General features: G+C 48.2%; 13 protein-coding genes. 8 read left to right on the top strand and 5 right to left on the bottom strand.

Annotated elements, in window-relative coordinates; genetic code table 11:
* The first annotated feature begins 15 nt into the window (after window positions 1-15).
* Window positions 16-330, top strand: a complete 315-nt coding sequence (locus CLV82_RS11520) for a hypothetical protein (RefSeq protein ID WP_243744196.1) — start codon at window positions 16-18, stop codon at window positions 328-330.
* Here CLV82_RS11520 and CLV82_RS11515 read toward each other — a convergent pair.
* From CLV82_RS11515 to CLV82_RS11495, 5 genes are read right to left on the bottom strand one after another with little or no spacing between them, the layout of a single operon-like run.
* Complete coding sequence (locus tag CLV82_RS11515; RefSeq protein ID WP_133644443.1) at window positions 321-2,642, bottom strand: FdhF/YdeP family oxidoreductase; 2,322 nt, start codon at window positions 2,640-2,642, stop codon at window positions 321-323. The genes CLV82_RS11520 and CLV82_RS11515 overlap by 10 nt on opposite strands.
* Window positions 2,635-3,009 (bottom strand): DUF7009 family protein, encoded by a 375-nt coding sequence (locus CLV82_RS11510; protein ID WP_133644442.1) that lies wholly within the window; start codon window positions 3,007-3,009, stop codon window positions 2,635-2,637. The genes CLV82_RS11515 and CLV82_RS11510 overlap by 8 nt, the downstream gene beginning before the upstream one ends.
* A 9-nt stretch (window positions 3,010-3,018) precedes the next feature.
* Window positions 3,019-3,858 (bottom strand): formate dehydrogenase accessory sulfurtransferase FdhD, encoded by an 840-nt coding sequence (gene fdhD, locus CLV82_RS11505; RefSeq protein WP_208107979.1) that lies wholly within the window; start codon window positions 3,856-3,858, stop codon window positions 3,019-3,021.
* A 27-nt stretch (window positions 3,859-3,885) separates the two neighbouring features.
* Window positions 3,886-4,794: a bifunctional metallophosphatase/5'-nucleotidase gene (locus tag CLV82_RS11500; protein WP_133644441.1), complete on the bottom strand. Its 909-nt coding sequence runs from the start codon at window positions 4,792-4,794 to the stop codon at window positions 3,886-3,888.
* Between the two features lies 1 nt (window position 4,795).
* Window positions 4,796-5,518 (bottom strand): 5'-nucleotidase C-terminal domain-containing protein, encoded by a 723-nt coding sequence (locus CLV82_RS11495; RefSeq protein WP_243744195.1) that lies wholly within the window; start codon window positions 5,516-5,518, stop codon window positions 4,796-4,798.
* A 108-nt stretch (window positions 5,519-5,626) separates the two neighbouring features.
* On the opposite strand from CLV82_RS11495, the gene CLV82_RS11490 reads away from it, so the two are divergent.
* The 7 genes from CLV82_RS11490 (at window position 5,627) to recN (ending at window position 12,190) form a co-directional block, all read left to right on the top strand.
* Window positions 5,627-6,163 carry a DUF6913 domain-containing protein gene (locus CLV82_RS11490; protein WP_133644439.1) on the top strand — a complete coding sequence of 179 codons (537 nt, stop codon included), beginning with the start codon at window positions 5,627-5,629 and terminating at the stop codon, window positions 6,161-6,163.
* Window positions 6,163-7,050, top strand: a complete 888-nt coding sequence (dapA, locus tag CLV82_RS11485; protein ID WP_133644438.1) for a 4-hydroxy-tetrahydrodipicolinate synthase — start codon at window positions 6,163-6,165, stop codon at window positions 7,048-7,050. The genes CLV82_RS11490 and dapA overlap by 1 nt, the downstream gene beginning before the upstream one ends.
* 174 nt (window positions 7,051-7,224) lie before the next feature.
* Complete coding sequence (locus CLV82_RS11480) at window positions 7,225-8,055, top strand: outer membrane protein assembly factor BamD (RefSeq protein ID WP_133644437.1); 831 nt, start codon at window positions 7,225-7,227, stop codon at window positions 8,053-8,055.
* A gap of 2 nt (window positions 8,056-8,057) precedes the next feature.
* Window positions 8,058-8,387 (top strand): DNA-directed RNA polymerase subunit omega, encoded by a 330-nt coding sequence (locus CLV82_RS11475; RefSeq protein ID WP_133644533.1) that lies wholly within the window; start codon window positions 8,058-8,060, stop codon window positions 8,385-8,387.
* A gap of 1 nt (window position 8,388) precedes the next feature.
* Window positions 8,389-9,594 (top strand): bifunctional phosphopantothenoylcysteine decarboxylase/phosphopantothenate--cysteine ligase CoaBC, encoded by a 1,206-nt coding sequence (gene coaBC / locus CLV82_RS11470; protein ID WP_133644436.1) that lies wholly within the window; start codon window positions 8,389-8,391, stop codon window positions 9,592-9,594.
* Window positions 9,566-10,480: a type IX secretion system protein PorD gene (porD, locus tag CLV82_RS11465; protein ID WP_449489488.1), complete on the top strand. Its 915-nt coding sequence runs from the start codon at window positions 9,566-9,568 to the stop codon at window positions 10,478-10,480. Before coaBC ends, porD begins: the two co-directional genes overlap by 29 nt.
* A gap of 57 nt (window positions 10,481-10,537) precedes the next feature.
* Complete coding sequence (recN, locus tag CLV82_RS11460) at window positions 10,538-12,190, top strand: DNA repair protein RecN (protein WP_133644435.1); 1,653 nt, start codon at window positions 10,538-10,540, stop codon at window positions 12,188-12,190.
* Window positions 12,191-12,272: the final 82 nt, after the last annotated feature.

Raw genomic sequence — 12,272 nt, 5'->3', positions numbered from 1 at the left:
AAATATTTATCAAAGATGATGAGCGTTGTACCTAAAACACTGGAAGAATTCAAAAAGTCCCTGGATAGCGACTTGCCTGTGAACTCGTGGCCGCTGGCCCTGAAAGCAATGTGGTGGGATTTTAAGAATAACTGGGAAAAGTCTCATGACATAGCCCAGGAGCTGAATACGGAAATGGGTAGCTGGATCCATGGGTATCTTCACCGGAAGGAAGGAGATCGTTTTAATGCCAACTACTGGTATGGCCGCATAGGGAAGCCCTATCCGTCAGAAAGCCTGCAGGAAGAGCAGGACCGATTGGTAAAAACTATCCTGGGAGATTACGCCTGATGTTGTTTTGCCGATGCCTGGATGCGTACAACTACAGATTTAGAGGTAGGGCAATTGCTGTATTTCGCCGTGCTGCTGTGTGGCACCAGCACATTGGCTTCCGGGAAATAAGTGGCAATCATCCTGCGTGGTATATCGTAGGCAAGGGCAATGAAATTATGTGCTATCCTGGATCTGCCCCCGTGGTTGTTATAAAGATTGACCACCGTTTTGTTTTCCAGGCCAGCCTCTTCCATATCTTCCCGGTTCATCAGAACTACCCTTCTTTCATTCCGGATACCCCTGTACCTGTCATTTAACCCGTAAATAGTAGTATTGTACTGGTCATGCGAACGTATGGTCATCATGAGGTATTCTTCTTTCTCTAAAGGGATAGGGGAAATTTCTGAAACCGTAAAATTTGCTTTCCCGCTATCTGTATCAAAATTACCTTCCCTCGCACAGTTTGGGAGGTAGAATCCCCGTCCCCGCCGTACCCTCCGGTTATAATCATCAAACCCGGGAACGCACTTTTCTATAGCATCCCTGATATGGTCGTAGTTTACATTGAAATGGGCCCAATTGATCTTGCTGCCCGGGAGTACCGCCTGGGCCATCCGGCATATGATCTCGGGTTCACTGAGCAATTTATCGGATACAGGTTTTAATTTCCCCTGGGAACTGTGAACCACACCGGTCGAATTTTCCACGCTGACAAATTGCTGCTGCCCGTTCTTATAGTCCACGTCTGATCTTCCCAGGGTAGGGAGGATCAGTGCTTTCTTACCATGTACCAGGTGACTTCGATTCAGTTTTGTGCTTACGTGAACGGTGAGGTTACACTTCCTCATGGCTTCTGCCGTATGATGTGTATCCGGCGTAGCCGAAAGAAAATTACCCCCCATCCCCATAAAGAACTTCGCTTTACCCTGGTGCATGGCCTCTATACTTTTCACGGTATCGTAACCGTATTCCCGGGGTGGGGATATTCCAAATACCTTCTCCAAGTTATCGAGAAGTGTGTCTGAAGGTTTTTCGTATATACCCATGGTCCGGTCTCCCTGTACATTACTATGTCCTCTTACAGGACAGGTGCCTGCCCCCGACTTTCCTATGCTTCCTTTTAAAAGGAGCAGGTTGACAACCTCTTTGATGGTGTCCACCGAATTCTTATGCTGTGTAAGCCCCATAGCCCAGCATATGATCATTTTATTCTTGAAACGGATGGCTTTTACAACTTCCCGGATCTTTTCTTCAGCTATGCCGCAGTTCTCGACCAGTGCATCCATAGATAAAGTGTTGAGGTGCTGCAGGTATTTCGCAGAACCCTCTGTTTTTTCCCTGATGAACTGGTGGTCCAGAACTTTTCCGGGATGTGCTTCTTCCTCTTCGAGCAGCACTTTGGCTATTGCCTGCAGAAGCGCCATATCTCCGTTGATACGAACCTGCAGGTAATGATCAGTCAGGTCTGTCGACATTCCAAGCAATCCCCTGATTTCCTGGGGATTTTTAAATGCCCGGAGCCCTGTTTCAAAGAGGGGATTGACGGATATTATTATCGCGCCGTTTCGTTTGGCTTTCTGAAGCGCCGTTAACATACGCGGGTGGTTAGTACCCGGGTTCTGGCCCATGATCACAATGACCTCGGTTTCGTAGAAATCTTCGAGCTTGACCGATCCTTTCCCGATACCAAGGGTTTCTGACAACGCTACCCCTGTGCTTTCGTGACACATATTACTGCAATCCGGCATATTGTTAGTGCCGTATTCGCGTACGAAAAGCTGGTAGAGGAAAGCAGCTTCATTACTGGTTCGCCCCGAAGTATAAAAGATTGCTTCATCAGGAGAAGCCAGACCCCGCAATTCTTCGGCGATAACTTTAAAAGCATCGTCCCAACTGATCTCTTCGTAATGTTGCTTGCCTTCGGGTAAATACATGGGCTGGGCGATGCGGCCGCTTTTGCCCAGTTCGTGATCATAAAGCTGTGCCAGTTCGGAAATGCTGTTAGATGAGAAAAACTCGGGTCCTGCTTTCCTGGTGGTCGACTCCTCTGCGATGGCTTTTGCGCCGTTCTCGCAGTATTCAGCCACCGGGCTGCGTTTGTCATCCGGATCAGGCCAGGCACAACCCGGGCAATCGATGCCACCCTTCTGGTTGAGGTTCAGCAGGGCTTTCATACCCCGTTGCAATCCCATAACACTGAAAACGTGTTTTGCCGACATAAGCACAGCCGGGAGTCCCGCCGCTGAGCCGGATTCTCCGCCTGTTTTGAGGCCTGTAAACTCTTCCGGGCTAATTTCTTCCGGGGTCTCCTGGTCGGGTCGCTCACTCATGAATAGTGGCTTTTGGATTGGGATAGTTGTCCGATTCGTCCTCGCTGCGTTCGTCTAAACAAACAAAGTCCTTTTCCAGCAATAACAGCAATGGCTTCCCGCTATTCAGGGTATAGCTGTTCGCAAGACCTACTTTGTCTGTATTCGCCCATTCTTCTGCAAGATTAATTGGCACATACAAGGTTATGGTGTTATCAGTGAACCCGGCCTGTAATTCGCTGATCCCGTCCTGAACCTGCAGGGCATATCCAAACTTTGAACCGTTGAATTCTGTATGCGAAGCGTAGTGCCCCGTGTTTCCAAACTCCTCAACTTCAGACCTGGTGAGTCTGAAACGAACCGAATTATCTTTTATCCTGATTTTCATAACCTGAATTTAATCAAATTTTATCCTGTTCTCCCCGTGATAGATGTTAAAGCCGTTCGATTTTAAAAAGCCTGCAAGTGTAATGTCGTACTCCCTGGCCAGCTGCAGGGCCTTGCTGGATGGTGCACCGACGGATACCACCATCCGGATTCCCCCCATGGCTGCTTTCTGGACAAGCTCAAAGCTGGTCCTGCCACTCAGCAGGAGGACCTGGTGCGACAGGGGAAGCATCCCGGCCATCAGGGCAGCGCCCAGCAATTTGTCGAGAGCATTGTGTCTGCCTACATCTTCCCGGAGCAACTGTAAGTTACCCTCAGCATCAAAAAGCGCCGCGGCATGCAGCCCTCCGGTACGTTCAAAATTGTGTTGGGCAGCCCTCAGGTTCTCGGGGAGCTCCTGGAGCACGCTAGACTCTATGGGTTCAAAAGAGGCGTTTTCCCGGTATGCAGGCTCCCGGCGAATGGCGGATGCACTCAGTTTCCCGCATACGCCACAACTGCTGCTGGTGACAGAACGTCTCTCGAGGACGCTGAGGTCTCGCTCCTGGTCAGGCTTAAGGACAAGGGTGACCAGGGCCGGTAAATCCAGCACCTGTATAATCTCATCGCGCTGCCTGATAATACCCTCGGTAAATAAATAACCGGCAGCCAGTTCCCGGTCATTCCCCGGGGTTCGCATGGTAAGCGAGATGGTCTGTGCCGGGACAGGCGGAATCTGGCCTGGGATCATTATCCCGATCTCCAGTGGGTCTTCGACAGCCAAAGCATCTTCCACAGCCTCCAGTTTCTGGTCCCGGAATCTAAAGATACCGGCCTTTAATATGCTTTTATGTGGATCCGCTTGTTTCAAGGCTTTTTAGAGCTGAGGTTATATGTATTATACACTGACAGTGGTGCCATTGGCCCGGATACCATCATTATCAAAGTAAAAATCGATCCGGCCCATGTTAACTCCGTAACACCCGGCCTGGTTAACCAGTACATCCTGCTGGTCGCGGTTTTTCTTCACTACCGGCCTGTCCAGGAAGGTGTGGGTATGCCCGCCAATGATAAGGTCGATCCCGCGGGTGGCCGCTGCCAGGTCCAGGTCACTGGGCAATTCACCTCTCTTGTATTCATACCCCAGGTGGGATAAGCAGATCACGACGTGGCACCGCTCCTCCTTTTTCAGGATGTCAGACATTTCTTGAGCCATTTCTATAGGGTCCAGGTAACGAGTTTCTCCATAGAGCGCATCGTTCACTATTCCTTTTAACATGATCCCTAATCCAAACACCCCGATCTTCAGTCCATCGCGTTCAAAGACCTTGTAGGGCCTTACCATCCCGTCAAGGATGGTGTCCGTGAAATCATAATTAGCGGAAAGGAATGGGAAATTGGCATGGGGTAATTGTGCAAGGAAACCTTCCAGTCCATTGTCAAAATCATGGTTTCCTATGGTGGCGGCATCATATCGCATCATGCTCATCAGCTTGAATTCCAATTCTCCCCCGTAAAAATTAAAATACGGAGTTCCCTGGAAAATGTCACCGGCATCAAACAACAAGGTATTTGGATTTTCACGCCGGATCTCTTCGATCAGGGCAGCCCGCCTGGCGATTCCTCCTTTCAGCGGAAAAGCGCTGTGGTCTGCCGGGAATGGATCTATATGGCTGTGAACATCATTGGTATGCAATATGGTCAGGTGTTTTACTTCCGGGCCGGAACAGGCCGACAAGCCAAGGCCTCCCAAGCCTATAAATGCAGAAGATGCGCCGGTGCGCTTTATAAAGGACCTTCTTTCCATATTAATTAATTTGAATAAAGCGGTCATCAACTGATGCCCGCAAAGTGTCAACGCGTTTAAAGTGGTCTATCATGGCATTCCTCAGGTAATATCCGGTGTCGATCAGTGTGTCCCGGGATTTGAAAAAGTCCATATAATCTCCTCCCTTAGCCAGGTAATCAGACGTGGCCACATAATAGGTCTTATCTTCGTCAAATGGGGCTCCCTGAATCAGGAACGACTTTAGTTCCCGGTCTCGCCCGATGCGGACCTGCATACCTGAAAGAGGGTGGGGCTCCCCGGAGGAAACCAGGTAATCTACGAGGTCGCGGACCGCCTGTCCTTTCATAGCAAGGATCACGATGACATTTTCAAAGGGCATAACCTCGTAAGCGGTTCTTGCTGTAACCTCGCCCTGGGAAATCAGGCTGCGGATCCCACCGTGGTTCAGCATCACAAAGTCGATCTTCCGCCCGGTGCGCGCCTCCACTATAGGATTCGCTTCCTGCATGACAATATCGGCCAGCAGGTTGCCTTCTGAACTATTAAGCGTACCATCAGTCCTGGTGATGGGATGAGGGGCATAGGCCAGGGCACTGTCCAGCACCGAGTTCAGGTGTTCCCGGTAAGGTCTTACAAAGGCCTCGACTGTCTCTGATGCGGGAAGTTCTTCGTGTATCAGCAGCTGTTTACCACTGATCGCCTTTATGCTCTGCGGTTGCTGCCTGCAAGAGTAAACACCCAATAATGTTATAATTATAACAAAATGTTTTATTTTTAAACTCATTATGCGACGTATCTTAGCGGCGTATTTGGAAGGATATTATTTACATTTGTAGAAATGTAAATGTACATGTTTTTAAAGGGACTTAAAGATAAATTCAAACACAAATCAGGGCTGAAATACCTGAAAGCAGAGATGCAAAGTCCCTCTAAAGTGGTCTCCAGGGGCAGGGGGATAAAGCAGATCGGGGTTATCGTCAACCTGGATCAGTTTGACAAGGCCGAACGCTTTTCGGAATTCGTTTCGGACTTTAACTTGCAGCCCAATGCGATCAAGGTGATCGGTTACAAGGGGTTCTACGATAAGAACTCTCCCTACGCCACCCCGGTTTTTTCAGATAAGGACCTGGGATGGAAAGGGGCGATAGAGAACAGTTACGTACTCGAGTTCCTCAGCAGGGAATACGATCTGCTGGTGAATTATTACGACCAGGAGAACCTGATGTTGCAATTGATGACCATTAAGACCAGGGCAAGGATCAATGCCGGTTTTTCTGGCGTAGATAAGAACCTGAACGATCTTATCCTGGAAGTACCGCTTGATGATTTTAAATTGTTTAAACAGGAATTACACAAATATTTAAAAGTACTGAACGAATTAGACTGATGGAAGCATTATACGGAACAGGAGTTGCATTGATTACCCCTTTTAACGCTGATTTTACCATAGATGTAGAGGCTTTAAAACAGGTGGTGGAGCATTGCATTGCGGGAGGAGTAGATTACCTGGTGGTCCTTGGTACCACTGGAGAATCAGTTACGCTTGCCAAAAGTGAAAAGCAGCTGGTTATCAAGACCGTGATCGAGCAGAATTCCGGCCGGCTTCCCCTGGTACTTGGTGTTGGAGGTAATAATACCTTTCAGCTGGTCGATGAGCTTAAATCTACCAACCTGGAGCCATTTAAAGCAGTTCTTTCCGTTTCTCCATACTATAACAAGCCAACACAGGAGGGTATCTACCGGCATTACAAAATGCTGGCTGAAGCTTCGGCCATACCTATCATTCTGTATAACGTGCCCTCAAGGACAGGGAGCAATGTTCTGCCCGAAACCGTGCTCCGGCTGGCTGAACTGCCTAACATCGTGGCGGTCAAGGAAGCATCCGGGAATATGGAGCAGGTAAACAAGATCATCGGAAAGAAACCGGAAGACTTTATGGTTATTTCCGGGGATGATATCACCGCACTGGAAACAGTGCTTTCAGGAGGCTCGGGGGTTATATCCGTAATCGCGCAGGGATTGCCTTCTGAGTTCAGCAAAATGATCCGCCTGGGGCTGGAACATGTCGAAGACGAGGCGTTTGCCATGCACGAGGAAATGAAGGAAGGGATGGAGCTTATTTTTAAGGAAGGGAACCCTGCCGGGATAAAAGCCATGATGGCGGCACAGGGACTGTGCAACCCTGAGGTCAGGCTGCCCCTTGTACCGGCAACCCGTGAACTTACGGCCCAGATCGCCGGATTTATGAAATCATTTAAGACCATCCAGGCCTGAATGCTAATCTGACTTATTCGGCTTGCAGCCCGAAGAGAGATTATGTTAAATCTTCCCCAATCGCGGATTGGAATAGAACTGGCTGTTTAAATTAGTCTCCTGCTTTGTCATCTCTTTGATAAAGAAATTTTATATTCCACCAATATTCCGTAATTTTGCAAAATATTTTTTAGCATGAGGCGAATCCTATTCCTACTTTTTGTAACCGGCTTTCTTTTTTCTTGCAGTGATTACCAAAAGGTACTCAAGAACGAAGATGTAAAAGCCAAGTACGAAATGGCGGAGAAACTGTATGATGAAGGTGATTTTAAGCGTGCCAACCGTTTGCTGGCACAAATAGCACCCCAGTATGTAGGGAAGCCACAAGGAGAACGGGTGATGTTCTTTCTTGCGGATTCATATTACCAGATAGGAGATTACAATTTTGCAGGTTACCAGTTTGAGCGTTTCCTGAAGTCTTATCCTAAAAGTGATAAGGCATCACAGGCGGCATTCTTAGGAGCTAAGAGTTATTACGAATTGTCCCCGGCTTATTCCCTGGACCAGACTGATACCGACAAGGCCCTTGTAAAGCTGCAGTCGTTTATCAATACGTATCCGGAATCTGAATACCTGGAAGAAGCGAATGCTATGGCCAGGGAACTTACGACCAAAAAAGAGCGTAAAGAATTCGAGATAGCCAAACAATTCACTAAGTTAGGAAAGTCTTACATCCTGGAATACAACATTTCCGCGATCGCGGCGCTTGATAATTTTGTGTCCGATAACCCCGGTTCAGTATTCAGGGAAGAAGCTATGTACCTGAAAGTAGTGGCTAGTACAAACCTGGCGATGAACAGTACTGTTCAGAAAAAGAAGGAAAGGTTGCTTGCGGCCAAAGCTGCTTACCAGAACCTGATAAAGAATTACCCTGATACCAGGTTTGCAAAAGAAGCGAACAAGCTGGCAGAAGATATTGAAAGTGAATTAGCGCAAGTACAAAAACAAGAAAATCTCTCAAAATGAATATGAACGATTTAAAGAATTCTAAAGCTCCCGTTTCTACGGTTACAGTGAACCGTAACGAGTTTGATAAGCCAACGGAGAACATCTACGAGGCTATCTCTATAACGGCCAAAAGAGCTATCCAGATCAATTCTGAGATCAAGAAAGAGCTGCTAGAAAAACTGGAAGAGTTTGCTACTTACAGTGACAGCCTTGAAGAAGTTTTTGAGAACAAGGAACAGATCGAAGTGTCCAAATTCTACGAAAAACTACCAAAACCACATGCACTGGCCATCCAGGAGTGGTTAGAAGACAAGATCTATTACAGGAATACCGAGAAAGATTCAGAGTAGAATGCTGAGCGGTAAGAATATACTCTTGGGAGTCACCGGAGGTATTGCTGCTTACAAATCTGCATTTCTCGTACGATTACTCGTTAAAGAGGGCGCCAACGTCAAAGTAATTCTGACGAAGGACGCCCTTTCTTTCGTTACCCCCCTGACCATGGCTACACTATCCAAGAACCCGGCTTTGGTCGATTTTATCCGGGAGGAAGACGGAAGTGTAGACTGGAATAACCACGTGGAACTGGGCTTGTGGGCTGATCTTATGCTGATTGCTCCGGCCACGGCCAATACACTTTCTAAGATGGCTTCCGGGACCTGTGATAACCTGTTGCTGGCTACTTATCTCTCGGCTAAATGCCCGGTCTTCTTTGCCCCGGCAATGGACCTTGATATGTATAAACACCCATCCTCCAAAGCTTCTTTCAGTACCCTGGAGTCTTATGGGAACGTTATGATCCCCGCAGGGGCAGGAGAGCTGGCCAGCGGCCTGCACGGAGAAGGCAGGATGGCTGAGCCCGAAGACATAGTATCAAAACTCAGGGAATATTATACGGAGCGCATGCCGCTTCGCGGTAAAAAAGTACTGATCACTGCCGGGCCTACATATGAACCTATAGATCCTGTCCGCTTCATCGGAAATTATTCCAGCGGGCGAATGGGATTTGCGCTGGCTGACGAAGCCGCTGCCCTGGGGGCAGAAGTGGTCCTGGTATCAGGACCTACAGATCTGCAGGCAGGATTTCCGGGAATAAAACTGCTGAGGGTTACTACGGCAAATGAAATGTACAAGGCAGTTCATGACGAGTTCGGCGATAGCCATATCGTGATCTGTGCTGCTGCGGTAGCCGATTACAGGCCACGGGAGACAGCAGACCAGAAGATCAAAAAACAGGAAGATCAAATGCAGATCGAGCTTGTAAAAAACCCCGACATCCTTAAATCCCTTGGGGAAAAGAAGCAAAAACAATTCCTGGTAGGTTTTGCCCTGGAAACCGAGAACGAGGTGGTACATGCCCGGGAGAAACTGGCCAGGAAGAACCTCGATGCCATCGTCCTGAACTCGCTGAGAGACGAGGGGGCCGGATTCGGGGGAAATACCAATAAAATATCATTCCTGGACAAGAATTCAGGGATTAAGGCGTTTGCATTAAAAAGCAAGGCCGAGGTGGCCAAAGATATCTTCAATGAAATCATCCAAAGGATTCAGAATTAAGGTAGTTGCTCTAATTTCAGGGCTTTTTTGTTTTATGCAGATCGGTGCCCAGGAGTTGAACTGCACTGTTACCGTAAATTCTGAGCAGGTTAGCCAGACCAACCAGCAGATCTTCAGAACCCTTGAACGATCACTCAGTGATTTTGTTAATAAGAGCAAATGGACCAATAAGGTCTACCAGGAGAATGAAAGGGTCAATTGCAGGATGTTCATCACGGTACAGGAGTACGAGAACAACCGCTTTAAGGCCAACATACAACTGCAGTCTTCCAGGCCGGTTTTCAATACCTCGTATGAGAGCCCGGTATTCAATTACAAGGACAATGATTTCAATTTTGAATATATAGAATTCCAGCCCCTGGTCTATAACGAGAATGTATTTGGATCTAACCTGGTGGGGGTAGTGGCGTACTATGCCTATATTATGCTGGGCCTGGATGCCGATACCTTTGCGCTGGAAGGCGGAACCGAATTCTACGAAAGAGCCCAACAGATCGTCACCCAGGCCCAGGGAAGTGGTTTCTCCGGCTGGGGGCAGACAGCGGCAGAGAACAGGAGCAGGTTCCAGTTAGTCGATAACCTGATGTCTAATACTTTCCGTGAATACCGTATCGCCCTCTATAATTACCACAGGAAAGGATTAGATGTACTGGCAGATAACAATACTACGGGGAAACAGGTGGTTGCGGGGACCCTCCGGTTGTTCGAAACCATGATCAGCCGCCGCCCGAATGCCCTGCTGATACAGACCTTCTTTGATGCCAAATCAGAGGAGATCAAGAATATCTTTTCAGATGGCCCTAAAGTGGACATTGTGCAGTTGAAGGAAACACTGAACAGGGTAGCTCCGTTTTATTCGGGAACCTGGAATGAAATTAATTATTAGCCCCTTTTTTTTACATCACTTTATCATTTACCTTTATCGTCTTAAAAATACAGACGATTGCTCACCCATCTTTCCATAAAGAACTTTGCCTTAATCGATGACCTGAATGTCAGTTTTTCCAGGGGATTCACTACGATAACCGGGGAAACCGGGGCGGGGAAATCAATTCTGCTGGATGGACTTTCCATGGTCCTGGGAAAACGCGCCGATCTGTCTTCGCTGCGCGATACTGAACGTAAGTGTATCATCGAGGCAGGATTCGAGGTAGGTAGTTTTGAACTGCAGCCCTTGTTTGAGAAACTGGACCTGGATTACGAACTGCATACCATTATCCGCCGTGAGATCCTACCGAGCGGGAAATCCAGAGCATTTGTCAACGATGTGCCCGTGACACTGGATATCCTGACACAGCTGGGACGTCGTCTGATCGACATCCATTCGCAACACCAGACACTGCAGTTAACAGAGCAGGACTTCCAGTTGAAGGTGATCGATGCCATTGCTGATAACCGTAAATTATTGTCGGCTTACAGCGATAAGCTGAAACGATTCCGGAAACTACAGGCCGAGCTTGAAGACCTGAAGGAACAACAACAGGCAGCGCTGAAAGAGCAGGACTATAACGGTTTTCTCCTGCAGGAGTTACGCGAAGCGCGCTTAGAGCCCGGGATACAGGAGGAACTGGAATCTGAATACGAAGCCCTGAATAACGTGGAGGTAATCATGGAACAGCTTGGGGCAGGGGACCAGCTGCTGAATGATGAGCAGGTGGGGGTGCTGACCCTTCTCCGCGAATTGCGCAATGCTTCCCAGAAACTGACGGGATTCGGCCCAAAATACCAAAGCCTGAACGAACGTATACAAGCGCTTATCATCGAGGCAGATGATATTGCGGATGAGTTCAGTGCGCTGGAGCGATCTGTGGAATCCGATCCCCGGCAACTGGAATTGGTGGGAAACCAGCTGAGAACATTATACGACCTCCAAAAGAAACATGGCGTAACAGGGATCGATGACCTGCTCGCTATACGGGAAGAGCTGGAGAAGAAGGTGTCTTCTTCAGAAGACCTGGAAGAGAAGATCAATTCCAGGGAAAAGGAGTTATCTGCCCTGGTGTTATCGCTGGATTCCCTGAGTGATGAATTGCACAGCAGGCGATTGAAGGTATTACCCGAATTTGCTGAGCGGATGGAAAAAAGACTGCACCCGCTGGGGATGCCCAATGCCAGTTTTAAACTGGAGCTCGTGCCTAGCCGGGAATATAAGTCGAGCGGTAAGGAAACCCTTTCCTTACTTTTCTCTGCCAATAAAGGTACGGGCTACGGAGACCTGAAGAAAATTGCTTCCGGGGGAGAACTTTCCAGGATCATGCTGACCATCAAATCCATACTGGCCGAATATGAACCCCTGCCAACCATGATGTTTGACGAGATAGATACCGGGGTTTCCGGGGAGATCTCCAGCAGGATGGGGGATATCATGATGGGAATGAGTAAGTCCATGCAGATATTCACCATCACGCACTTACCCCAGGTGGCATCCAAAGGGGACCAGCATTTCAAGGTTTACAAGATTGATGAAGATGGGGTAACCCATACCAAGATGAAAGCGCTGGACACGGAAGAACGAATCCTTGAACTTGCCCAGATGCTCGGGGGGAACGATGTGTCAGATTCTGCCGTCGCCCACGCCCGCCAATTGCTGAATTAATGCTTTGATATCTCGTATAGTGCCCTGAGACGGCGGTAATTCCACCCCCTCCATTACCTAAATTTATCTCGTTACAACTCCA

Source organism: Zeaxanthinibacter enoshimensis, from assembly GCF_004362865.1.
In the GTDB taxonomy this organism is placed as follows: Bacteria; Bacteroidota; Bacteroidia; order Flavobacteriales; family Flavobacteriaceae; genus Zeaxanthinibacter; species Zeaxanthinibacter enoshimensis.
This window is presented reverse-complemented; position numbering and strand designations above follow the sequence as displayed.

What these genes read in the sequence shown, in the direction of transcription:
- porD (WP_449489488.1), top strand. Translation starts at nt 9,566, where the DNA reads ATGAAATCATCCAAAGGATTCAGAATTAAGGTAGTTGCTCTAATTTCA.
- CLV82_RS11490 (WP_133644439.1), top strand. Translation starts at nt 5,627, where the DNA reads ATGTTTTTAAAGGGACTTAAAGATAAATTCAAACACAAATCAGGGCTG.
- coaBC (WP_133644436.1), top strand. Translation starts at nt 8,389, where the DNA reads ATGCTGAGCGGTAAGAATATACTCTTGGGAGTCACCGGAGGTATTGCT.
- CLV82_RS11520 (WP_243744196.1), top strand. Translation starts at nt 16, where the DNA reads ATGATGAGCGTTGTACCTAAAACACTGGAAGAATTCAAAAAGTCCCTG.
- dapA (WP_133644438.1), top strand. Translation starts at nt 6,163, where the DNA reads ATGGAAGCATTATACGGAACAGGAGTTGCATTGATTACCCCTTTTAAC.
- CLV82_RS11500 (WP_133644441.1), bottom strand. Translation starts at nt 4,794, where the DNA reads ATGGAAAGAAGGTCCTTTATAAAGCGCACCGGCGCATCTTCTGCATTT.
- CLV82_RS11510 (WP_133644442.1), bottom strand. Translation starts at nt 3,009, where the DNA reads ATGAAAATCAGGATAAAAGATAATTCGGTTCGTTTCAGACTCACCAGG.
- CLV82_RS11480 (WP_133644437.1), top strand. Translation starts at nt 7,225, where the DNA reads ATGAGGCGAATCCTATTCCTACTTTTTGTAACCGGCTTTCTTTTTTCT.
- CLV82_RS11475 (WP_133644533.1), top strand. Translation starts at nt 8,058, where the DNA reads ATGAACGATTTAAAGAATTCTAAAGCTCCCGTTTCTACGGTTACAGTG.
- CLV82_RS11515 (WP_133644443.1), bottom strand. Translation starts at nt 2,642, where the DNA reads ATGAGTGAGCGACCCGACCAGGAGACCCCGGAAGAAATTAGCCCGGAA.